The sequence below is a fragment of the Pseudorhodoplanes sinuspersici genome, from assembly GCF_002119765.1.
GTDB lineage: Bacteria > Pseudomonadota > Alphaproteobacteria > Rhizobiales > Xanthobacteraceae > Pseudorhodoplanes > Pseudorhodoplanes sinuspersici.
The window spans coordinates 3,755,646-3,777,305 of record NZ_CP021112.1 but is presented as its reverse complement, the minus strand read 5'-3'; the positions used below and the strand labels follow the sequence as shown (position 1 = coordinate 3,777,305).

At 59.7% G+C, this 21,660-nt stretch carries 19 protein-coding genes and 1 pseudogene; 5 read left to right on the top strand and 15 right to left on the bottom strand.

All coding sequences use genetic code 11. From position 1 onward, the window contains the following. Window positions 1-2 precede the first annotated feature (2 nt). The 5 genes and pseudogenes from fliR to flgB form a co-directional block, all read right to left on the bottom strand. Window positions 3-773 (bottom strand): flagellar biosynthetic protein FliR, encoded by a 771-nt coding sequence (gene fliR, locus CAK95_RS18295; RefSeq protein WP_086089213.1) that lies wholly within the window; start codon window positions 771-773, stop codon window positions 3-5. A 45-nt stretch (window positions 774-818) separates the two neighbouring features. Beyond that, on the bottom strand, window positions 819-1,085 hold the full coding sequence (fliQ, locus tag CAK95_RS18290; RefSeq protein WP_086089212.1) for a flagellar biosynthesis protein FliQ: 267 nt from the start codon (window positions 1,083-1,085) through the stop codon (window positions 819-821). A gap of 45 nt (window positions 1,086-1,130) precedes the next feature. Beyond that, entirely contained in the window at window positions 1,131-1,541 is a 411-nt protein-coding gene (fliE, locus tag CAK95_RS18285) for a flagellar hook-basal body complex protein FliE (RefSeq protein ID WP_086089211.1), read from the bottom strand. Between the two features lie 12 nt (window positions 1,542-1,553). After that, the gene (gene flgC, locus CAK95_RS18280) at window positions 1,554-1,964 is read right to left on the bottom strand and encodes a flagellar basal body rod protein FlgC (RefSeq protein ID WP_086089210.1); all 411 of its coding nucleotides are present in this window, start codon (window positions 1,962-1,964) and stop codon (window positions 1,554-1,556) included. Between the two features lie 12 nt (window positions 1,965-1,976). Continuing rightward, window positions 1,977-2,374 (bottom strand): annotated as a pseudogene (gene flgB, locus CAK95_RS18275) (flagellar basal body rod protein FlgB). 305 nt (window positions 2,375-2,679) lie between these two features. On the opposite strand from flgB, the gene CAK95_RS18270 reads away from it, so the two are divergent. Together CAK95_RS18270 and fliP are read left to right on the top strand one after the other, a co-directional pair. After that, window positions 2,680-3,756 carry a flagellar biosynthetic protein FliO gene (locus CAK95_RS18270; RefSeq protein ID WP_086089209.1) on the top strand — a complete coding sequence of 359 codons (1,077 nt, stop codon included), beginning with the start codon at window positions 2,680-2,682 and terminating at the stop codon, window positions 3,754-3,756. An 8-nt stretch (window positions 3,757-3,764) separates the two neighbouring features. After that, window positions 3,765-4,499 (top strand): flagellar type III secretion system pore protein FliP, encoded by a 735-nt coding sequence (gene fliP, locus CAK95_RS18265; protein ID WP_425349708.1) that lies wholly within the window; start codon window positions 3,765-3,767, stop codon window positions 4,497-4,499. A gap of 22 nt (window positions 4,500-4,521) precedes the next feature. On the opposite strand, the gene CAK95_RS18260 is transcribed toward fliP, so the two are convergent. From CAK95_RS18260 to fliL, 10 genes are all read right to left on the bottom strand, one after another. Further along, a complete protein-coding gene (locus CAK95_RS18260) occupies window positions 4,522-4,725 on the bottom strand; it encodes a hypothetical protein (RefSeq protein WP_086089207.1) in 204 nt (67 codons plus the stop codon). 3 nt (window positions 4,726-4,728) lie between these two features. Continuing rightward, window positions 4,729-6,912 (bottom strand): TonB-dependent siderophore receptor, encoded by a 2,184-nt coding sequence (locus tag CAK95_RS18255; RefSeq protein ID WP_157699669.1) that lies wholly within the window; start codon window positions 6,910-6,912, stop codon window positions 4,729-4,731. A 289-nt stretch (window positions 6,913-7,201) separates the two neighbouring features. After that, window positions 7,202-8,140 carry a helix-turn-helix domain-containing protein gene (locus CAK95_RS18250; RefSeq protein WP_086089205.1) on the bottom strand — a complete coding sequence of 313 codons (939 nt, stop codon included), beginning with the start codon at window positions 8,138-8,140 and terminating at the stop codon, window positions 7,202-7,204. A gap of 137 nt (window positions 8,141-8,277) precedes the next feature. Further along, window positions 8,278-9,456: a PepSY-associated TM helix domain-containing protein gene (locus CAK95_RS18245; protein ID WP_086089204.1), complete on the bottom strand. Its 1,179-nt coding sequence runs from the start codon at window positions 9,454-9,456 to the stop codon at window positions 8,278-8,280. Between the two features lie 29 nt (window positions 9,457-9,485). Further along, a complete protein-coding gene (locus CAK95_RS18240; RefSeq protein ID WP_086089203.1) occupies window positions 9,486-11,681 on the bottom strand; it encodes a TonB-dependent siderophore receptor in 2,196 nt (731 codons plus the stop codon). A gap of 265 nt (window positions 11,682-11,946) precedes the next feature. Next, complete coding sequence (locus tag CAK95_RS18235) at window positions 11,947-15,543, bottom strand: tetratricopeptide repeat protein (RefSeq protein WP_086089202.1); 3,597 nt, start codon at window positions 15,541-15,543, stop codon at window positions 11,947-11,949. 136 nt (window positions 15,544-15,679) lie between these two features. Next, window positions 15,680-16,546, bottom strand: coding sequence for a MotE family protein (locus CAK95_RS18230; protein ID WP_086089201.1), 867 nt, complete (start codon window positions 16,544-16,546; stop codon window positions 15,680-15,682). After that, on the bottom strand, window positions 16,543-17,016 hold the full coding sequence (locus tag CAK95_RS18225; RefSeq protein ID WP_086089200.1) for a DUF6468 domain-containing protein: 474 nt from the start codon (window positions 17,014-17,016) through the stop codon (window positions 16,543-16,545). The genes CAK95_RS18230 and CAK95_RS18225 overlap by 4 nt, the downstream gene beginning before the upstream one ends. Continuing rightward, the gene (gene fliM, locus CAK95_RS18220; protein WP_086089199.1) at window positions 17,013-18,245 is read right to left on the bottom strand and encodes a flagellar motor switch protein FliM; all 1,233 of its coding nucleotides are present in this window, start codon (window positions 18,243-18,245) and stop codon (window positions 17,013-17,015) included. Before fliM ends, CAK95_RS18225 begins: the two co-directional genes overlap by 4 nt. Before the next feature lie 12 nt (window positions 18,246-18,257). Continuing rightward, window positions 18,258-18,773 carry a flagellar basal body-associated protein FliL gene (fliL, locus tag CAK95_RS18215; protein ID WP_086089198.1) on the bottom strand — a complete coding sequence of 172 codons (516 nt, stop codon included), beginning with the start codon at window positions 18,771-18,773 and terminating at the stop codon, window positions 18,258-18,260. 327 nt (window positions 18,774-19,100) lie between these two features. Here fliL and flgF point away from each other — a divergent pair, with 327 nt between their 5' ends. The 3 genes from flgF to flgA are packed head-to-tail and all read left to right on the top strand — an operon-like array spanning window position 19,101 to window position 21,656. After that, window positions 19,101-19,847: a flagellar basal-body rod protein FlgF gene (gene flgF, locus CAK95_RS18210; protein WP_086089197.1), complete on the top strand. Its 747-nt coding sequence runs from the start codon at window positions 19,101-19,103 to the stop codon at window positions 19,845-19,847. A gap of 15 nt (window positions 19,848-19,862) precedes the next feature. Beyond that, complete coding sequence (gene flgG, locus CAK95_RS18205; RefSeq protein WP_086089196.1) at window positions 19,863-20,651, top strand: flagellar basal-body rod protein FlgG; 789 nt, start codon at window positions 19,863-19,865, stop codon at window positions 20,649-20,651. 12 nt (window positions 20,652-20,663) lie between these two features. After that, complete coding sequence (gene flgA / locus CAK95_RS18200; protein ID WP_086089195.1) at window positions 20,664-21,656, top strand: flagellar basal body P-ring formation chaperone FlgA; 993 nt, start codon at window positions 20,664-20,666, stop codon at window positions 21,654-21,656. Window positions 21,657-21,660 lie beyond the last annotated feature (4 nt).

Here is a 21,660-nt window from a genome sequence, read left to right as displayed (position 1 = left end):
CCTCATGAATAAGGAGCGAGTTCGCGAAGGATCGCGCCGATGAAGTCAATGAACGTTCCCATCATCGCGCCGACGACGGCGATCAGGATGAGGAAACCAAGCAGGATCGACAGCGGCAGACCGATGAAGAAGACCTGCATCTGCGGCATCAGCCGCGACAGCACGCCGAGGCCGAGATTGAACAACAAACCGAAAACAAGGAATGGCGCGGAAAGCTGAATGCCGACCTTGAAAGCACCAGCCACCGTCTTGGTGATCAGGGACGCGGCATCGCCAACCAGAATGGACGCGCCAGGCGCAAACAGACGATAGCTGTCGTTGAGCGCGGCAATGACAAGGTAATGCAGGTCGGTTGCGAAAATCAGCGTGACGCCAAGCATGGTGAGGAAATTGGCGACGATGACATTTTGCTGACCCATCGACGGATCGACAGCTGTGACGAAGCCGAGCCCCATCTGCTGCGCGATCACCGCGCCGGCAACCTGCAAAGCCGAGATCGACAACCGCGCTGTGAAACCGAGAATGGCGCCGATGATCATTTCGTGGCCGAGCATCAGCAGCACCGGTCCAAGCTCGCGCAGATCGATATTATAGGCGGTCCGGTGCAGAGGCAGGAACACCGCAGCCAGGGCCAAGGCGATGCTCAGGCGCACACGCACCGGCATGCTCATTTCGCCGAGCCCCGGCAACAGCATCACCATCGTGCCAATACGTGCGAAAACCAGCATGAAGGTTGCAGCCAGCGCCGGGAGAAATGAGACGTCGAGCTGCATATGTCGTTTCCGCCTCCCGCCGAATGTCGCGGGAAGTGCTTTATCTCATCCGCCGTGTATGATTCGCGCCGAGATTCGCATCATGTGACCTTGCAGCGAATCCGCCATGAAGGGCAACACCAATAGCATGGCGACGAACATCGCCAGGATCTTCGGTACGAAGACCAGCGTCATTTCCTGAATCTGGGTCAGAGCCTGAAAGAGAGAAATCGCGACGCCGACGGCAAGGCCGACCAGCATCAGCGGCGCCGACACAATCACCAGCGTGATGATCGCGTCACGCGCCACATCGAGGACTTCGGGGCCTGTCATCGGATATCTTCTTGATTGCTGTCGTCTGAAAATCGCGCGTGCCGATCAGATCGGCATGCGCATGATTTCTTCATAGGCCGCAACCACCCGGTCGCGGACCGCAACCAGGGCATCCACGGCGACTTCAGATTCCGCAACTGCGGTGACGACATCGACCACGTTGGCCTTGCCTGTCACCATGGCATGCGATTGCGCGTCGCCGGTGCGGGCGGCCTGGTTCACCTGGCCCATCGCATCCTTCAGCAGCGAACCGAAATTCTGCCCGCCGACATCCTGGACCGAGCGCGCCGCGCCTGCCGCGGGATTGCCGAGCGAGGCTGTATTCATGACATTGTTGAGCATCGCACCGAAGCCCGGTCCGCTGCTGTCCTGAACCGATTTGGCCGCGGCTGCGGTCGGACTGTTGATGGAGGCTAGGCTGGCATAAGCTTTCGCTGCTGTCGCGGCGGTCTGCATGATCGTCTCCCGTTATGCTTTTAGAATGTCGATGGTACGCTGGAGCATCCGGCGCGTGGCGCCGATGACATTGATGTTGGCCTCGTAGGAACGTTGCGCGTCCCGCATGTCGGTCATTTCGACAAGCGGGTTCACATTCGGATATTTGACATGTCCCGAAGCATCGGCCGCGGGATGCCCCGGCAGATGCTTCGTCGTGAAAGCCGTCTGGTCGGTTTTGATGGTGCCAAGACTGACGACGCGCGCATCGAGGCTGCGGTCGAGTTCGGAATGGAAGGTCGGAATCTTGCGACGATAGGGATCAGCCCCGGCATTGCTGGCGGTCGAGTCCGCGTTGGCAATGTTTTCCGCGATAACCCGCATACGTCCGGCCTGGGCTCGCAGCCCCGATGCCGCGATGGCAATCGACTTGATGAAATCCATGAATGCTGTCCGTTAGCGTTTGCCGAGTGCGGTTTTCATCAGGCCGAGGCTTTTGGTGTAGAGGCTCGCCGCCGCCTGGTAGTCCATCTGGTTCTCGGCGACCTTCAGCATCTCGTCTTCGAGGCTGACGGCGTTGCCGGCGGGGCGGGTCTCCGCGCCGCCGGGCTTGCCCCGCTGGAACACGGTGCTGTCCCCCCGGAAAAGCCGGTCAGATGCGCCGAACTGGTCCGTTGAAGCGAGACGCTCGGCCCGGCCACCGACGAATCAAATTTCGGGGGTGTCAGATCGGACGGTTTGAACTTTGGGGTGTCCGAATTGGCGATGTTCTCGGAAAGCAAACGCTGCCGCTCTTGATGCCACTGCATTTTGGTGCGGAGCATGGTGAGGATCGGTAGTCCTGAAATGGGCATGGCCTGTTCTTCGAGCATGAAGGACCGCAAATTCTGGACTCAAGGACTCGCGGCGACAGGCAATTCTTGCCCGGTGTATGGTTAACATCTGGTTAAAATCGGTATTCGGTGGCCTTGCCATCGTTTGGCCTTAGCCGAACGGTTTACCAAAACAGCAAGTTGCGGCCTGGAAATGCGATAGAATCGCGATAAACACTCAACAGGTCCGTTAGGGTTTTGTTAGTCTTAGGGTCGGCAAGTCTTGCCGAGACCCCAAGACGATCGGGGCACGGATAAGCCCTTCAGTGAGGAGGCCGGTAGGTCCGATGGATAGCCTTTTTGGGGAAGGAACGTCGCTGCCGGTGCGCTTTTTCATCGCGTTCGTCGTCGTTTTCGCGTTGATCGGTCTGACCGCCTGGCTGATTCGCCGCTTCGGTTCGGGGCCCCTCGGTGGCCAGAAAGCCCGCGGCCGGGCGCCGCGTCTCGCCGTGATCGAGGCCGGCGCGGTGGATGGCCGGCGCAAGCTGGTGCTGATCCGGCGCGACAATGTCGAGCACCTGATCATGATCGGCGGGCCGACCGACATCCTCGTAGAAGCCAATATCCTCAGGGGTCAGAGCAGCCGCGAGCGTGCCTCCTCGGTCGCCGATAACCTCACCCGTGTTCTTGCCGGCGCCACGAGCGAGGATGCGAGCTGGGCATCCCTGCAGCCGGAGCCGACGCCGCGTCCCGCTCCCATGCCGCGGCCGGCACCGCTTGAGGATTCCTCGCAATGGGCCTTGCAGCCCGAGCAATCCCCACCACCGGCCCTGCCAAGGCGCGCGCGCGCAGCCGACCCGCTGGCCGGCCTCGCGGCTGAATTGTCCGTTCGTCCTGCGGAACCCATTGCTCCGGCACCGCGGCCGGCGCCTGCCCCGGCTGTGGAAGCGCCCCGGGTGGAAGCCCCTCGTGTGGAAGCGCGCATGGCACCCAAGCCGGCTCCGATGCCTGCCCCGGCACCCCAAGCCGCATCGCAACAGCAATCCGCCGATCAGAATCTCGCCGACATGGCGCAACGCCTTGAAGCGGCGCTCCGCCGCCCGGCGGCACCAGCGACGCCGGCATCACGTCCAGGCGTGATGCAACCGGGACTGAAGCCCGCTGCAGAAGCACCGCGCGCGGCGCCGCCTGTCACACCGCCGCCGGCTCAGCCGGCCGCGCCTGCAAAGGCGCCGGAGGTCACCTCGCCGGCCGCCGCTGCTCCCGAGAAGCCAAAAGAAGCATCGGCGCCGGCGGCAGCAAAACCCGCACCGGCACCGGCGAAAGCTGCGCCTGAAAAATCGGACAAGCCGGACGACATGTTCGGTAGCCTTGAGGAAGAAATGGCAAACCTTCTCGGCCGGCCGTCAGGCAAGCCATCTTGACGCAAACAATCGCGTGCTGCGTCCGTCTGTTGACGGTGGCCGCGATCCTTGTTGTTCTCCCAGACACAGCCCTCTCGCAAGACATCAGCATCAATTTCGGACAAGGCGCCGGATTGACCGAGCGCGCGATCCAGATGATCGCGCTGATCACGGTGCTGTCGCTGGCGCCCTCGATCCTCGTGATGATGACCTCGTTCACGCGGATCGTCGTGGTGCTGTCGCTGCTGCGCACCGCGCTTGGCACCGGCACGGCGCCGCCGAATTCGGTGATGGTGGCTCTGGCGCTGTTTCTGACGGCCTTCATCATGGGACCGGCATTCCAGAACGCCTATGAGGTCGGCCTGCGTCCGCTCGCCAATAACGAGATCACTGCCGAGCAGGCCTTTCAACGCTCCTCCGGTCCGTTCAAGACTTTCATGCTGAAGAATGTCCGCGAGAAGGATCTCGCGCTGTTCATGGACCTGTCGCGCGAAGCCAAGCCGGCAACGCCGGACGACGTATCGCTGCGCGTGCTGATCCCGGCTTTCATGATTTCGGAACTGAAACGCGCCTTCGAGATCGGCTTTCTGCTGTTCCTGCCGTTCCTGATCATCGACCTCGTGGTGGCATCGGTGCTGATGTCGATGGGCATGATGATGCTGCCGCCGGTCGTGGTCTCCCTGCCCTTCAAGCTGATCTTCTTCGTCTTGGTCGACGGCTGGTCGCTCGTCGCCGGCAGCCTGGTGCAGAGCTACGGGACTTAGCTACACCCCGCCTTGTTCCGGTTCACTGCACAGCGAGGCGTCGCCCGAACCAATACCAGGCGATGACGGCACACGGCACGCCAAGCGCGATCCACGACAACACGTTCCAGACTTCGTCACCAAGCAGAGCTGATATCAGTCCGATCGCGCTCAGAACTCCGAGCATGATCGGGATACCGAACACCTGCTTCCAGTTTCGCCCTGTTCTTTGGAATGATTCTGTCATTGCTCACCACCGATAGGCCATGGTCGCAAGGACCGTGCGTCCCGGCGCGAGGCTGCAGTAAGCATACCCGTAGCAATAGGTCACATAATTTTTGTCGAACAGATTGGTGGCGTTGACCCTTAGCTCCAATCCTTTGAGGGATCGATCCAGCGCGCCGAAATCGTATCGAACCGCCGCGTCATAGACGACGTAGGATGGAACCAAAAGCTGGTCCACCGTTTCCGTTTCGGAATAATTAGCGCCGACGTAACGCACGCCACCACCGAGTTTCAATCCCGGCAACACCATGTAGTCGATCCAACCGGAAGCCATGTTGTGGGGGGTCATCGGCTGCGGACGGCCGAGTTGCAAAGGATTAGAACTCTCTGTGATTTCCGAATCCATATAAGTATATGCAGCAATCACATCGAGCCGATCGGTCACACTGACCTTTGCGTCCAATTCGACGCCGCGAACATTCACCTCGCCAGTCTGTATGGCAATGAATGCTGGATTGGTGGTGATCACATTCTTGCGTGTCAGATCGTAGACCGCCGCCGTGAATAACGCCTTGGTGCCGACCGGCTGATACTTGATGCCAGCTTCATATTGCACACCCGTGGTCGGCTCGAACAACTTTCCAGATGGGAAACCGACAGTTGTTTCCTGTTCAAACGACGTGGCAGCCGCAATATACGGCGTGACGCCATTATCAAATGTATAACCCAGACCTGCACGACCCGTCCAAGCCTGACTCCTCACCTGATCGTACGTGTTGGCAACCGAGTCTGTCACCGAGACGTCAGACCAATCGTGGCGGCCTCCGACGGTCAGAATCCAGCGATCAAACTTGATCTGATCCTGCGCGTAGATGCCAAGTTGATTCTTCCTGTCGTGATAGTTGTAACGCGGGACCAGCGGCGGGACCGATCCGTTATAGACCGGATTGAAAACGTTGATCGGCTGCACGGTACCGCCCCACATTGGCGGGAATGCATAACGGAAATCGTTGTTTCCGGCGGTCTGGAAATAATCCAGACCGAAAAGCACCTTGTGCTGAAGCGGCCCGGTCGCGAAATCTGCCTGCAACTGGTTGTCGATCGTGAAAGTGCGCGCATCCGTGTCTTGCGAATATGCGCCGCGCTGAAGGTTCACGAGGTCCGGCGGAATAAATCCTTCGCTGCGATGGGCTTGCCAATAAGTATCAACAGCCATGTATCGCAGGTTCTGACGGAACTGCCACGTCTCGTTGAAGCGATGCTCGAAGGCGTAGCCGACCGCCCATTGCTCGCGCTCGAAGCGATCCCAGTTTGGCTCGCCGACAAAAAAGCTACGCGGGATCCTTCCGTTTGGATTGGGAAACAGCGTCCCTTGTGCCGGCAGATATTGCTGAGGATACGAGCCTTGGTCCTTGCCGTATTGCATGAGCAACGTCAGCGAGGAGTCGAAGTTGCGGAACGTAAAGGACGGCGCCAAAAACAGCCTTTTGTCCTTGGCAAAATTCACCATCGTATCGGAATCGCGGACCAGGCCGGTGAACCGATAGAGGAACGACTTGTCGGCGTTGCCCGGACCGCCGACATCGAATGCGCCCTGCCACCAATCGTGGCTTCCAGCAGAAACTTCGATTTCGCCGAACGGCGTTAATGTCGGCCGCTTGCTGATCATGTTGATCAGGCCGCCGGGCGAGTTCTGGCCATAGAGAACGGACGACGGGCCCTTCAACACTTCGATGCGCTCGAGCCCATACGGTTCGATCCGCGGCGTCGCGAAAAACCGATTCAACGGCAGCGGCATCCCGTCGAGATAATAATACGGCAGGAAGCCACGAATGCGCGTCTCGTCATACTTCGCGCTTTCGCCATTGATACCGGCAAACACACCTGGCGTGTAGCGCAGCGACTCGCTGATGGTTTGCGCGCCCTGCTCGGTGATCTGATCCTGCGTGACGACCGAGATGGATTGCGGAATTTCCGTGATCGGCGTGTCGGTTTTGGTTCCGGTGACGCTGCGTGTCGCGACAATTCCCTGCACCGGTCCATCGCCGCGTTCAATCACCTCCACCTGTGTGGACTGAACCTGCTCTGCCGGAGCCGCCTGCCGTCCGGCTGACGATCGCGACCGGCCCCGCACCTCAATGGTATCAAGCTGAATCGCTTCCTGTGCGAAAATCGCATGTGTCGAAGCGTCGAGCGCAACGCCTGACAAAACCGCGACCCCGGCAACCAAAACACCGACACGAATATCACAACCGGCGGCCGTCAAATTCTTACCGCAGCCACCCCGACGCAAATTCCGACGCACGCTTAACGAGCCCCCAAAACAGTCCAATCCTCCGGCACTATGCAAATCCGTCCTCTCGCCGGAACCGGTATGACCTTTGCCGGAAAGCGAAAGGCGTTTGCGTGAAGGAAAATGCCTGCGGGACCGGGCAAAATCGGCGCGCAATTTGCAACGATTCCAGACTGAAACACCGAACGACCGATTCTGCCGCGCTCTAATTGATGCGCGGACGCAGCAAAGCGGTCGGGACATAGCCGAAATGGCGGCGGAAGGCGGTGGCGAAATTCGCCGGCGATTCGTAGCCCACTCGGTACGCAATCTCCGACACCGACATCCGACGCTGCATCAGCGTTTCATGAGCGAATTCCAGGCGACGGCGTTTCAGATATTCAAACACCGATGCGCCAAAGGCGATGCGGAACTTGGTGTTCAGCGAGCGCGCGCTGAGGCCGGCCTGCTTTGCCAATTCCGCCAACATCCAGTCACAGGACAGATCGGATTCGAGAAGATCGCGGACGCGCCTGACGGCCATACGATCGCGTTCGTTCAGCCTGGTTGTTTCATCCTTGTCGGCGAAAGCCGACAAGGCACGGGCAACCATCTCCGTCGCATGCGCCTCGGCAAGAAGCTGGCCGATGCCACCTTCCTCCGACGGGTCGAGCATCTCCTCCGCCAGCGCCCTGATCTGGGGCGACATCGACATGGATTTGATCCCAATGGGTGCGCCGGGATCGTCGAACATGTCTTCGAAGTGATCGCCCAGCCCGATCGCCGAGAGTTTCTCGGCAGGCACGGCAATACCGACGACGCGCAGCCGATCGCAGCGCGGCGTTTCGCCAATCCACGTCACCGGCTCGCGCATCGCCACTGCAAGCAATGTGTTCTTCACGTAAGACACGTCGGTGACGTTGCTATAGGGCTCGCCATCTTTCCAGTCGGCACGAAGGACGGCGGTGATGAACAGGCTCGGTTTGGTCACGCAATGCGACTGGATCGGCGACGCGATTTCCTCATCGCAGGCCTGAATCACGCAACCGAGCGACGACGACCAGCGCAACAATTTCGCAAAACGCGGTAGCTGCGATTGGCCGTCGTCTCTTGTGACGATGCTGATTTTGTCGAACAGAAGATTGTACAGGTCGTGCGAGTCCATTTCCCAATGCACCACATCGGGGCGTGCTGAACAATGCTGCGAATGACTGAGCACGATCCAACGAAATTAGAATCGTTCGAGACAAAGAAGATTAGAACAGATCAAATCTGATCTTTGCCGATCCTCGCCGCCGGAATCTATCCGGATTTCCTTTGAAAGCTCGCGGCCTGTACGTCCACGGGAGCGAGTTGACGCGCCACGCGGCCCGACGGCAATCGCGCCCGCCGGCGCCGCGCCACCCACAGATACAGGCCGGTGATCAGGACAGCGATCGTCACGATGTCGAGGATCGCCCAGATGATCTTGAGCGGCATGCCGCCATAATCGCCAAAATGCAGCGGCTGCGAGACCAGCAGCGCCTTGGCATAAAGCGGCAGACTGCGGCTGTCGGTCAACTTGCCCGTTTCGGCCTCGATCAGCGCCGGGCGCAACAGCCGTGACGTCAGCGGCGTCTCGCCACGCATGAAGACCGCATAATGGCTCTTGCTGCTGAAGGGATTACCCGGAAAAGCGACAAAGGACGGCTGCATGCCTGGCATCGTCTCGCGTGCGGCGACGACCGCCTCATCCACCGAGGTCGGTCCCTGCGGCGGCGAACGATCCTTGTACGCTTGCGTCATCGCGACAAGCTGATCGTTCTGCCACAACTTGAAGATCAGGTCCGCCCAGGTGTTGATCACACCGGTGAAGCCGACCGTCAGCGCCCAGACCACGGTGACGACACCCAGCAGATTGTGCAGATCCAGCCAGCGCACGATGCGCGGCCGCTCCCTGCGCACGGCGCCGAAATCGAGTTTACGCGTGGATGGCCAATACAGCACCACGCCGGAGATGATGGCGACACAGAACAACAAGCCCATCAGCCCGAGAAACAGTTTGCCCGGCAGCCCGGCATACATGTCGACATGCAGCCGGTAGAAGACGAAGATCAGGCGCGAGCGGAAATCCACTTCATCGAGGAACTCTCCGGTACGCGAATCAAGCCGTACGATCCGGTTCTGCTCCGGATCGGAATTCACCGTCTTGCCGATGCTGAGCATGACAATTTCGGGCTCTTCGCGATCCCAGAACATGAACTGGACGGCATGGCCCGGGATTTTCGCGAGCCCGTTCGCCACCACGGTGTCGAGATTGGCGCGCGGTGCGTCGGCGGCGAGCTGTGCCGGCTCGACCTCGTCGTAGAGGGCGTGATTCAGCTCGTGGTAAAAGATCAGCGGCAGCCCCGTGATGCAGAGCAGGAGCATAAAGCCGGTGCTGATCAAGCTGGTCCAGGTGTGAATGCTGGACCAGATCCTGATGGCGCGGGAACTCAACATCCGTCCCTCACAATTGTATCTTCACAACTTTAGAACTTATAGGTGAGGCTGGACAGAATAGTGCGACGCGATCCGTAGAAACAATCACCACGCGCAAGACAGGTCGTCACGTGGGCCTTATCGCCAAGATTCGTCGCATTGATCTGGAACCGCCAGTGCGCGTCTTCCCATGCAAACATGGCGTCGTAAAGCATGAAACTGGGCGTCGTGATCGTTTGAATGTCGCCGAAAGGATCCGGGCCGGTCGACCATGACTCGCCCACATAGCGGACGCCGGCGCCGATCGAAAAGCCGTCGATACCGAACATCGAGAACTTCTGCTTGGCCCACAGCGAGGCCTGGTGCAGCGGCACCACCTCTAGCCGACTGCCAACGAAGTCACCCTGCGTCACCCGGCCATCGGTATAGGAATAGGCACCGATGATGTCGAGACCAGGCGCGACCGTGCCGACGACTTCGAGTTCGCCGCCTTTGATCCGGGCCTCACCGATCTGCCTGATCAGGAAGTTTTCGTCGTAAACTTCCCGATTTTTCTCGGTGATGTCGAACAACGCGCCGTTTACGGCAAATCCGGGCCGCGGATTGTACTTGAACCCCACCTCCTTCAGTTCACCCTCTTTCGGTTTACAGAAATTGCCACCCACACACATGTTGGCGCCGAAAATCGGATTGAACGAAGTGCCCCACGTCACATAGGGATGGAGACCGCCCGGCAGTTCATACATCAGACCGAGACGGCTAGTGGTGGCGTGCTGCTGCTGATTAGGCGAGAACTCCGCCTTGTTCGTCAGCTTGTCATAGCGGATGCCGGCAACAGCGATCCACTGACCAAAGCGCATCTGATCTTGCAGATACATGCCAGCCTGAATCTGACGTGTCGCTTCATACGAGGCGAGGTCCGGCGGCGTGACGCCGAGATAAACCGGATTGTAAAGATCGAACGGCCGGGGATCAGACGCAAAGCCATTCTCACCGTTATCGGTCAGCAATCGATAGTCGAAGCCGGCTAGAACCTTGTGTTCGACAGGTCCAGTCGAGAATTTAAGCTGCGCATTTGTATCCGACGTGATGCTATTACGGACGACATTGTCCATCCAGACCGAACGGCCGGTTTTCCCTGTCGTTGGATCATAGGTCGCTAGATCCGGATACATCGTATGATACATGCCGTTCGTATGCATGTAACGCGTACTCTGGCGAATTTTGAAATTTTCGCTGAACATATGCTCGAATATGCTGCTGGCGGCCCCGGTCGTAACCTGATAGCGGTCGAAACCCGGCTCACCAACGAAGCGGTTGACGGGAATGAAGCCAAACGCGCCGGGATAGACTGTGCCGACATGCGGCAGGAATGCAGTGGACGAACCGGTCAGATCCTTCTGATAGAAGCCAAGCAGCGTCCATGATGTGTCGTTTGTCGGTTTCCATGTAATCGCGGGCTGGATCAAAATCCGGTCATTTTTGACGTAATCGGTCTGATAATCACTGTCGCGGAACACGCCGATGAGGCGATACAGCCATTGACCATCGGTTGTCAGCTTGCCGGTCGAGTCGAACTGGACCTGCTTACGGTTGAAGCTGCCATATTGCACGCCGATCTCATTGTGGCTGAATGCCTGCGGCAGCTTCGACACCATGTTGATAAGACCGGCGGTTGTCATGTCTCCGTACAAGACGGAGGCTGGCCCGCGCAAAACCTCGATGCGTGACAGCGTGTACGGATCGGGCCGCCATTCCATGAACTTCCAGGTGTTAATCGCGCGCATGCCGTCGAGATAGATGTTCGGATCGGAACCGCGCACACGCGGATAATCGCCGCGCGAATCCGGACCATAGGCATCGGCGAATGTGCCTGGAACATAACGCAGCGCTTCCTGCACTGTTTGCGCGCCCTGATCGCGAATTTCCTCCTGCGTCACGACGCTGATCGACTGCGGGATCTCGCTGATCGGCGTGTCTGTCTTTGTGCCGGTCGCGCTGCGCGACGCCGTATAACCTTCACCGGGCCCGTAAGGCGATTGCTGGTCCTGCTGCGCCGGTGCCGGAGCCTGCTCACCTGGCGCTGACCGGGTCGCGCCGCGCCGCGAGCTTTGAACATCGATGGGATCGAGCGTGATGCTGGTGGTTTGAGCCTGTCCCTCGCTGTTTGCCAGCACCGTCAGAAAAGCGAACCCAAATGCGGACACAACATGGAGACCAAGCTTATTCTCGTTCTTTCCCCGCATTACCATTCGCCACTGCCCCGCTTATCGCTGACGCGAGGCCACAACTACGCCCGCGTTTCTTGCGCGCATGCAGCAAATGATGGTGCTTCGAGTAAAGGGGATTTGATGAGATGCTCAGGATTGAGCTTCGATTTCACATCAACGATGGCATGAATACCACGAACTAGAGCCGTTACAGTTTTTAATTTTTCAAACTACGATTCAATCGTCATTGCTTCGATCAGGCAGATGCAACCACGTCCGGAAATCTCAACACTAACAATTACTACCGCACCACACGCTTTGAAATTGATGCTGTCGGTGTCTGATCCGCATCCGCGCGCGAGGATTGCTTTTGAGCTTGCGGTTCCGTTTCAACAGGCAGCAGCGTGCCGATTTCCGGATAGCGACCCCGCATCTCGCGCAGGAACGCATCCAGCGAATCGAAGGCAGTCACCGTCTTGGATAAAGCGCGAAACTCGGTGCCGTTGGCTTCATAGGGTGCGGTGGAAACTTCGAAAGCCCGTTTGTCCGGACTCTCGGTCATCTTCGCCTCGTATTTCTCGCGGAGCCGCCTTGAACCGATCGTATCGCCACCCAACGCATAGCCGATCGCAGCACGCAGGATATCCGCCCGCTCGGAATCGGACAAAGGTTTAAAATCTCGCCAGCGTTCCCCATGCATCAATTCGATCTGCTCGGCAGCATCGCCGAAGCGCTTGGCAGCCCACAAAATATCCGCGCGCAAGTGTATCGCTTCGCGATTGTCGATGTTGCCAATCACTTCCAGCGCCAGATCGTGGCGGCCGATATCCGATATAGCGCGCGCTTCAAGCAGAAGTCTCAGGTGCCGCAATTCGGTCGGCAATTCAGCCGTGCGTGTCGCGCGCAAAACCGCCTGCGCACGATCGGGCTTGCGATCCATCAGATAGACGACCGCGAGGCGGGTTGCGACCTGCGCGCGCGCCGCGCCTTGCAGACGATTGTCGATCTGATGCTGCAGCAATTCCGCCGCCTGGGGTAACAGATCGACCGAAACAAGCCGGTCCGCCAGTCGCCGGATCATCTCGTCGCCACGACGGCCAATCGGTGTCAACTCACGAAAATCGTAGAACAGGCTCAGCGCTTCCACCGCCGGCAGCGTGTCGGCCTTACCCGCCAGGAACAGCGAGTCGAAGGTCACGACGGCTTCGTCCTGAATACGCCGGGTCATTTCGGCATTCGGATGCGCCTTGAGGGCCGAGCGCATCACATAGAAGGTGTCGCGGAACCGCTGCTCTTCGGTGTACAGGTGCGCAAGCTTATACAGGGCTTCGATTTCGGTCTCGTCACCGCGCCACAGTGTCGTCAGCGTTTCCAGTTCGCTGATCATTTCCGGCCGCTGCAGATCGCCTGTTTCATAACGCAAAGCGAGATTGCGCAATTGCCCCTGTGCCGCCGACTTGCGATCCGAGGAATCCGCAGCCGCGCGGTAATTTCTCAACGCGTCGGAATTTTTGCCGAGCCCCTGCGCCAGCCGGCCTTGCAATACCGCTATTGCGGGCTCCAGTTCTGGTGGCGTGCCAAGGGTGTCAAATTCGCTGAGCGTTGTCTGGGCAGACGCGAAATCACGCGTTTCGATTGACGCCCGCATCGATTCCATCAGCGCGATCCGCTGCAATTCGACCGGCAGAACCGCGATCGCCGCTTCGATATTCCTGAACTCTTTGTGCGCCTCCTCCCACCGGCCGAGGCGCGCTTTCGCCAAAGCACGCCAAAGCGGCGCATCGTGAAGGTCGCCGAGCTTTGGATTGGTCAGTTCCTTCAACGCCTCTTCGGGACGATTGATCATCAGCAGAGCAACCGCGCGCAAAACCAGTCCCGATGGATCCTCCGACGTCGGTCGATCATCCGCCAGCGCAACATCCAGCACGCCTTTCGCCTCGGCGAACATGTCGCGAGATAGATAGAAGCGCGCCAGATCAAAACGCGAAGCCGTCCGTTTGGCTTCGCTGGCATCGGCGGCAGCCGCGATCAGACTGTATTGCCGCTCGGTGAGATTGGCCTGACGGTCAAAGCCCCACAACTGGGAATCGAAAATCATCGGACGATAAGCGGCGGTGCCGCGAGCCGACGCTCCTCCACCGGACAAGGTGAGCCCATTGGGCCGGCCGATAACAATGTTGTTGGATGACACTTCAACCTGCACGTCATCGGCCAAAGGTTGCAATGCGACACCATGCGTCGACGCCAGTGCGCGGAACTCCACGAAGTCCTGTGGCTTGATGAACCCGCGCGCAGGAGCCAATGCCGTTACGACGAGAAGACTGTCGCCTGTATCCGGGTCGGCGATGCGATGCAATTCGCGCGCATTTTCGAGCGGTACAACGATCGTCGGGCGTGCACTATCGGACATGCTGCGCGACACCGCGAGCGGAATAGTAGGTTCGGCGATATTGTCGCCGATCGTTACGGTCCAGCTATTGCCATCCGCCGTGGCACTGACGAGCCGCGGACGATCCAGCATCATGCGGACGATATAACCGTCGGGCAATGCTGTGCCTTGCGCATAACGCACGATCGAACTGGCGTCGCCTGCGAGGACCGAAACATCGATCGGGTTGCGCGTGTCAAAGACCAGCCACAAAGTGCCCGCGCGCCGGAAGATCGCGGCAGAGGTCGGCGCCGAGAACGGGAATGTCACCTGAAGACTTTCGCCTTGACGGCGGGCACCGACGGCGACGCTGCCCTGCTCCGCACGCTGCGTTGCATGTTGTGGCGCGGACATTGCGGGTGCGGGTGTCTGCCCGGCTTGGACGGCCGTCTCTCGTGAGGCGGTACGCGGCTCGCTCGCACGCGCCGGATCGGTGCCCGGTGCGGCAGGTGAAGCGGCGGCCGCCGGCCGCTGCTGGCTGGGCCGTTGCGCAGTGTCGGCCGGGGCCTGTGGTAGTAGCGAGGCGGCTTGCTTCGCGGGCGCTGGCCGTTGCGCAGCGGGCGCGGCTGGAACGGTTTGCGGCGCTTCGACAGCGGCAAGTGGTCCCGCTTTCGGATCAGAGTCCGTTCCCAATCGCGAGGCATCGTCCGACCGGCTCGGTGGCGGCGGAGGCACCACAACGGCCTCCTTGGCATCCGACGCACCGATGTCGACGACGTAATTCCTGTCCTCGCGAAACATTCGCACATCGGCCTTGCCGTTCAGGGCAAAGCGAACCGAAACGGAATCGTTCTGATCGAAGCTCTCGATCGCCTTCACGGTGGCCGGCAGCGAAGCCTTGATCTCGCCGAAGTCGAACTTCACCCGGGCGGCAAAGACCAGTGTGACACCATCCGCACCGCGGTCGCTGGTCACCGCGATGACATCGGGCAATTCGAAAACGTAGCGCGTGAAGGTCGGCTGCGTTGCCACCCGCACCCGGGCTTTCTTTTCGCTCTTCAACGCCAGTTGACGCTGACTACGCAACGATCGTTCCGCTTCCCGCGCACGCCGCGACAATTCCTCGATCACGTCTTTCGGCAGGCCGGGGGCAAGCCCTGTCCATGTCTCCGGCAAGAGATCGATATAAAGCCGTTCGCCGGCCGCCATGGAATTCACCGTGGCCTTGTGCGTCAGCGAAAAGCGAAAACCGCGGCCGTCCGGATCGCGCCGCGCAGCGCCAACGATGTTCGGTAAAGCGCTTTGCAGTTTTTCGAGATCGATATCGACCGGCCGCTTGAAGGAGACGACAACGATGCCGCCGGCCACATTCACATCGGATTCGACCTCTTCCACCAGATGCAGAAGGATGCGGACGAAGCCACTCGACTGATCGATCTGCACTTCAGCGGGAACGGCTTGCGCGCAAGTGGACGACACGCTGCCGAGTAACGCCAGCAGACCGATCGCCATTGCAACGAGCGTTGCCATTCCAGACCGCCACGCGTTCTGCGTCAGTCGGCCCATTGCCCGACCCTCTTACTGCTTTGCGTCAACCGCGAGAAAAAATCGTTCGAATGCCGCCGACCCTAGCGGTCAGCGCTTAAACCACCGTTAACCCTGTTGATCAGGAGCCGCTCGGCCGTCCCTCGATCTTCGGTAATTGGCCCGATGCCGGCCGTTGTGGCCTGCCATCGTCCCGATGGTCGTTGGCTAGCTCGACCGTCAACCGCTGGGCACTTTCGGGTGTCATCTGCGCCATGATATCGGACATGCGACGCGGCTGGATCATCTTGGCCACTTCGGTCGCCAGTTTGATATCGAGCCGGTCGAAAATCTTGGCGGCATCCTTGGCCTTCATATTCTCGTACATCATGACGAGATTCTTGAGCCGCTCTTTTTCGGAATCTTCTTTTTGTTGTGTCGCGGCGACCATCCGGGCTTCGGCATCCCTCAGATCATTGATCTTCGTCTCCAGGCGTTTCTCCGCTGCCTTCAACAGCGTGTCGCGCATGTCGAGTTCGCTCTGGCGCTTCTCGAGTTCCTGACGCCTCTCGGAGAGACGTTCCAGCAAAGCGCGCTCGGACGGCGACATCGGATTCGCCTCCATCTGGACCAGTGTGCCGTTGACGGGCGCCGGCCGCGCCGGCAGGGCCTGAATCTTCTTGCCTTCAGCCGGAGCCTCCTCCGGCGTGCTGGTCTTGGCCGCTTCCTTGAGCTTCGCGGGGACTGATCCTGTCACGTCGCCGGCCGCCTCTTGCGCCGGGAATCTCGGGTCCACCTGCCGCACCACCTGTACGGGACGTGTCGCCAAGGCTGTCATCGCAGCCTCTTTGGCGGCGTCCTTGGCGGCGCGATCGACCATCGCCTGATGGCCGGCGCCCAGAGTATAACCGCCATCCAGGATGAGGCCGGTCAGCTTGAGCGCCAGCAGTCCGCCTGCCGCGATCAGCACAATCGGAATCAGCCGGATTTTCTGCAGGACATCATTCATGCCGCGCGGCCATTCACTCGCGCCATGGCCCGCTCGGCAAGAGCTTGCGCTGCGGCGACAACCGATTTCGGATCCTGCGTTTTGACGTCATCTTTCCGGGTGAAAGACTCTGCTTTCGCCGCCGTGGCCTCGCCAGCCAGAAGCTTGTTGGCATAGGCGATCTTGCGAAGCCGGTTGAGCACGTCCTCGCCAGCCTTCAGATGACCGGCCATGGCCGTGCAATAAGCCTCGGATTCGCGCAAGCGGGCGCCCAGCGTATCTTCAGCCTCTCTTGCGGTGAGCTTCAGCCCGCCGATCGCGCGTTCGGCTTTCTCGGTTGCCATGACCAGCTCGACGATGCTGGCTTTCATCAGTTTTTCGTCAGCCTTGAGCTGTCCAATCTGCTTGTTGAGACGTGCGCAATACAAAATCGTCAGAACCAATAGAACCGCGACAAGGGATTCGATCATCAATCCAATATTGTAGCTCACGGTGCCTCCAGGCGCTTTCTTGAATCGTCGGCATTTTCGAACATGGCGTAGGTCATCTTCGGCTTGCGCAACGGCTTGGACACGCGAACCGAAATACGATCGCCGACGCGGCCCATGCGGCCCTCGGTCAGCGAGACGTCGCCGCATCGAACGGTGATGTGCGCGTCGGGACGGATTTCCAGCGGCAGCGTATCGCCAACCTTCAATTCCATGATTTGGCGCAGCGGCAGCTTCGCTTCATAGAGCACCGCATCGACACTGACCGCAGCCTGGCCGATTTCGGTTGCCAGATGCTCTTCCCAGATCTGATCGCGGCCGAATTTTTCGCCCATGAACATCTGCAGCAAAACACCGCGGATCGGTTCGATGGTCGCGTATGGCAGCAAGATCTCGGCCGTACCGCCGCGATCTTCCATATCGATGCGCAGCCGGATCAGGATCGCGGCATTGGCCGGCCGGGTAATGGCGGCGAAGCGCGGATTGCTTTCGATCCGGTCGATGTTGAACTTCACCGGCGAGAGTGGCTTGAACGCCAATTCGGCGTCGGCCAGAATCAACTCGACCATCCGCTTGACGAGATTGGTTTCGATCGTCGTATAGGGCCGTCCTTCGACACGTGTCGTGCCCGAGCCGCGGCGCCCGCCAAGCAGCACGTCGATCATCGAGTAGATCAGGCTGGAATTGACGGTGACGAGCCCGAAATTCTCCCATTCCTCGGCCTTGAACACGGACAGCACCGTAGGCAGCGGGATCGAGTTGATATAGTCGCCGAAGCGCACCGAGGTGATGCGATCGAGCGAGACTTCGACATTGTCCGAGGTGAAATTGCGCAGCGATGTTGTCAGCAACCGGACCAGCCGGTCGAAGACGATTTCGAGCATCGGCAGACGCTCGTAGGACACCATCGCGCTGTCGATAATGGCGCGAATGCCGGAATTGTCGTTGAGGCTGACATCGGCGAGACTGAAGCCGAGCAGGCTGTCGATCTCCTCCTGATTGAGGACACGCTCGGCGCTGCCTTTCGGGCTGATCTTGCTCTCGTCGATCATCGCGGCCCAGGCGCTTCCGCCGTCGGCAGACGCGCTGACTGCCGGCGCATTCTCCAACCCGGCCTCTAATCCAAGCGGCTTGACCGCAACCGTAACGTCCTGACCGTCATTGCCGGATTGAAGGCCGAGCCCCCATTCCGCCGCGAGGGCTTCCTGATCGACCTGATCCTTATCGCTCATTGGCCGATACCGTCACTGAACCACAATTTCTTTGAACAGCACGGCATTCACGCGACTGGGCACAATCGCGTTATTGACGCGGCGGGTCAGTTCTTCCTTGAGACGATAAAGGCCGGCAGAACCATCGAGATCGGTCGGGCGCAATTCGCGCAGATAAGTCTGGAAGGAATCCATCACCCGCGGCAATACCGGCTGCACCTGTGCAACCATCGTCTGATCGGGCAATTCCAGTACGATCTTGACCTTCAGATATTGCGGGCGCTCGTTTCCGGTGTTGGAAAGGTTCACCAGCGTGTCGGGAAGATCGAGGAATGCCGGCGGCTTGGCAACCGGAGCTGCCATAGCGGTCGCCGACGCCTTGTTCTTCATCATGAAGAAAGCACCGCCTCCGGCGCCGAGCAGGACGAGGCCACCAACCGCCATCAAGATCAGCTTGAGTGGGAATTTCTTTTTCCGAGCGGGCTTTCCGTCAGCCACGCCTTCATCAGCCGCGACATCCGCGTCGGCCTGCTTCTTCTTGTCCGCCATCGACCAGCCCCTGCTCCCGCACAGCGATTTCTTCCCTTTCGAGGAAGCGCCACGCTTTCTGCAAAGTTAGGACTTGATGGTTAACAGAACCTTTCCAGCGGCTTCCAATCGGGCATTTTTTGCCGGGTTGAACCCGGCCGGATTTGCCGCCGGGTTACCATCTGCCCACCTCAAATTTCATCTAAGGTGCTGAAATTATTGAAAATATAAGATTGGCACGGGCTCTGCACTGCTTGGCGTATCCGCGGCTTGGGAGAGCTGCGGCGTTAAAGCGACCGGTTAACGCCTGGGAGGGCGCGATCCGGCCGTCATTTGGGGAGTCGGACTATGGCAAATGCGTCCCTCATCGGGTTGTCGCGGCAAATGGCATTGCGTCGCGAACTCGACGTGGTTTCGAACAACGTCGCCAACATCAACACGACGGGTTTCAAGGGCGATACGGCGGTCTTTGAAGAATACGTCATGCCGAAGGCCCGGCATGACGGGTTTCCGGGGAAGCACAGCAAACTGTCCTACGTGCATGACCGCGCGACCTGGCACGACCTGACTCAAGGGCCACTGCGGCAGACCGGCAATCCACTCGATGTTGCAATCGACGGCAAGGATTTCTTCGTCGTCCAGACGCCGCAGGGAGAACGTTACACGCGCAACGGCTCGTTCCAGATCAATAGCACGGGCGAACTCGTGACGAGCCAGGGCTATCGCGTGATGGGCGAAGCAGGCCCGATCCAGTTCCAGACCGACGACAAGGATATCATCATCAATCGCGACGGAACAATCGCCGTGCCGGACGGCACACGCGGCAAACTCCGCCTAGTCTCATTCGAAGATGCTCAGCGTCTGCGGAAGGACGGCTTCTCAACATTCTCCGCTCCGAACGGCGTCGTCCCGCAGGCATCGCAGCTTCCGCACGTGATCCAGGGTTCGATCGAGCAATCCAACGTCAAGGGTATCGTCGAGATGACACGGCTCATCGAGGTCACCCGTGCCTATACGCAAACAGCTACGTTGCTGCAGCAACACGGCGACATGCGGAAATCGTCGATCGAGCGTCTTGCCGAAGTCCCGGCCTAATTTCGAGGAAACATCATGCGAGCTTTGCATACTGCGGCAACCGGAATGATGGCCCAGGAACTCAACGTTCAGGTCATCTCCAACAACATCGCCAACATGCGCACCACTGGCTACAAGCGCCAGCGCGCGGAATTTCAGGACCTGCTTTACGAACACGTGCGCCGCGTCGGCACACAGACGTCGGAGCAAGGCAATATTCTGCCTTCCGGCATCGAGCTCGGGTCGGGCGTGAAAACCGTCGGCACGCCGCGTCTCATGACGCAAGGCACGCCGATAACAACCGGAAAAGAGCACGACATCGCCATCCGCGGTGAAGGTTTCTTTCCGATCACGATGCCGGACGGACGCACGGCTTATACGCGCGACGGCTCATTTGCTGTCGATGCAACCGGCCGCCTCGTCACCGCACAAGGCTACCTGATCGAACCCGCCATCACGGTTCCGCAGAACTCAACCGGCTTTACGGTGAATGCGCAGGGCCAGGTGATGGTGACGCCGGCGGGAACGACAACGCCAACGCAGATCGGCCAGATCCAGATCGCGATGTTCATGAACAAGTCGGGCCTGCAAGGCATCGGCGACAACCTGTATCTCGAGACACCGTCATCGGGCACGCCACAACTGGGGACACCAGGGACGCTCAGCTTCGGCAATCTGATGCAGAACGCGCTCGAACAGGCCAATGTGGAAGCGGTCAGCGAGATCTCCGATCTGATCGCCGCGCAGCGCGCCTACGAAATGAACGCCAAGGTCGTCACCGCAGCGGATCAGATGCTGCAGTCGACGTCCGGCATGATGCGATAAGGAGCGACCGCAATGAAGCGCCTGGCCATCCTTGCATTGTTCGCGTTCACCGCCACCGCAGCCGCCGCACAGACGCCCGTGCTGCGGGCCAGCGTCGAGGTCTCGAGCGATCTCGTCCGTATTGGCGATCTGGTGGAGAACGCTTCTCCATTCAAGGCGAAGATTGCAGTCTTCCGCGCGCCAGATCTTGGCGAAACAGGAACGGTGCCGACCGCACGCGTGCTGGAGGCGCTTCGTCCGCACGATGTCCTCGGCGTCAATACCGGCGGCCTGTCGCAGATTTCGGTCACGCGCGCGAGCCGCATCATCGAAGCCACGGAAATCCGCAGCCGCATTGCCGAGCTTCTCTCCGCGCGGATGCGCATTGCCGATCCGACCAACGTCGCCATCATTGCCGACACGCCGTTGCAATCGATCCATGTCGACCCTTCCGAGACCGGACCGCTGATGCCGCTACGTATCAGCCTTGAACGCAGCGGACGCTTCGACATTGAATTCAAAACTGACGATGAAAAGCCGGCTCGCATCACCGGCACGGCCGGCGAAGCCTATGACACGCTGGTCGCAACGCGGACTTTGAATCGCGGTGACATCCTGCGCGCCTCAGACGTGACGATCGAAAAGCGCTCGAAGGCCGAAACCCAGGGCGAACCCATCCGCGACCCGGCAGCCGCCATCGGCATGGCGATCCAGCAAGCATTGCGACCAGGCCAGCCGATCCGCAGCGGGGATCTCGCCAAGCCGCTCTTGGTCAAACGCGGCGAACCTGTCGTGCTTCACTATCAGGTGCCGGGTATCACCCTCACCGTTCGCGGCAAGGCCGAAGACGGCGGCGCACTCGGTGACACGGTCAATATTACGAACGTCCAGTCCAAACGCACCGTGCAAGGCGTCGTCAGCGGCCACGGTCAGGTCACCGTGACGTCGCTTACACCGCGCGTCGTCAGCGCCACGATCAACCAAGCCTCCCATCAACAGGTTTCCGCACTCGCAGCGGGACGATAAGGCA

What these genes read in the sequence shown, in the direction of transcription:
- CAK95_RS18260 (WP_086089207.1), bottom strand. Translation starts at nt 4,725, where the DNA reads ATGACAGAATCATTCCAAAGAACAGGGCGAAACTGGAAGCAGGTGTTC.
- flgG (WP_086089196.1), top strand. Translation starts at nt 19,863, where the DNA reads ATGCGAGCTTTGCATACTGCGGCAACCGGAATGATGGCCCAGGAACTC.
- CAK95_RS18270 (WP_086089209.1), top strand. Translation starts at nt 2,680, where the DNA reads ATGGATAGCCTTTTTGGGGAAGGAACGTCGCTGCCGGTGCGCTTTTTC.
- CAK95_RS18240 (WP_086089203.1), bottom strand. Translation starts at nt 11,681, where the DNA reads ATGCGGGGAAAGAACGAGAATAAGCTTGGTCTCCATGTTGTGTCCGCA.
- fliR (WP_086089213.1), bottom strand. Translation starts at nt 773, where the DNA reads ATGCAGCTCGACGTCTCATTTCTCCCGGCGCTGGCTGCAACCTTCATG.
- fliM (WP_086089199.1), bottom strand. Translation starts at nt 18,245, where the DNA reads ATGAGCGATAAGGATCAGGTCGATCAGGAAGCCCTCGCGGCGGAATGG.
- CAK95_RS18230 (WP_086089201.1), bottom strand. Translation starts at nt 16,546, where the DNA reads ATGAATGATGTCCTGCAGAAAATCCGGCTGATTCCGATTGTGCTGATC.
- flgC (WP_086089210.1), bottom strand. Translation starts at nt 1,964, where the DNA reads ATGGATTTCATCAAGTCGATTGCCATCGCGGCATCGGGGCTGCGAGCC.
- flgF (WP_086089197.1), top strand. Translation starts at nt 19,101, where the DNA reads ATGGCAAATGCGTCCCTCATCGGGTTGTCGCGGCAAATGGCATTGCGT.
- flgA (WP_086089195.1), top strand. Translation starts at nt 20,664, where the DNA reads ATGAAGCGCCTGGCCATCCTTGCATTGTTCGCGTTCACCGCCACCGCA.
- fliE (WP_086089211.1), bottom strand. Translation starts at nt 1,541, where the DNA reads ATGCAGACCGCCGCGACAGCAGCGAAAGCTTATGCCAGCCTAGCCTCC.
- CAK95_RS18250 (WP_086089205.1), bottom strand. Translation starts at nt 8,140, where the DNA reads ATGGACTCGCACGACCTGTACAATCTTCTGTTCGACAAAATCAGCATC.
- CAK95_RS18235 (WP_086089202.1), bottom strand. Translation starts at nt 15,543, where the DNA reads ATGGCAACGCTCGTTGCAATGGCGATCGGTCTGCTGGCGTTACTCGGC.
- fliL (WP_086089198.1), bottom strand. Translation starts at nt 18,773, where the DNA reads ATGGCGGACAAGAAGAAGCAGGCCGACGCGGATGTCGCGGCTGATGAA.
- CAK95_RS18245 (WP_086089204.1), bottom strand. Translation starts at nt 9,456, where the DNA reads ATGTTGAGTTCCCGCGCCATCAGGATCTGGTCCAGCATTCACACCTGG.
- fliQ (WP_086089212.1), bottom strand. Translation starts at nt 1,085, where the DNA reads ATGACAGGCCCCGAAGTCCTCGATGTGGCGCGTGACGCGATCATCACG.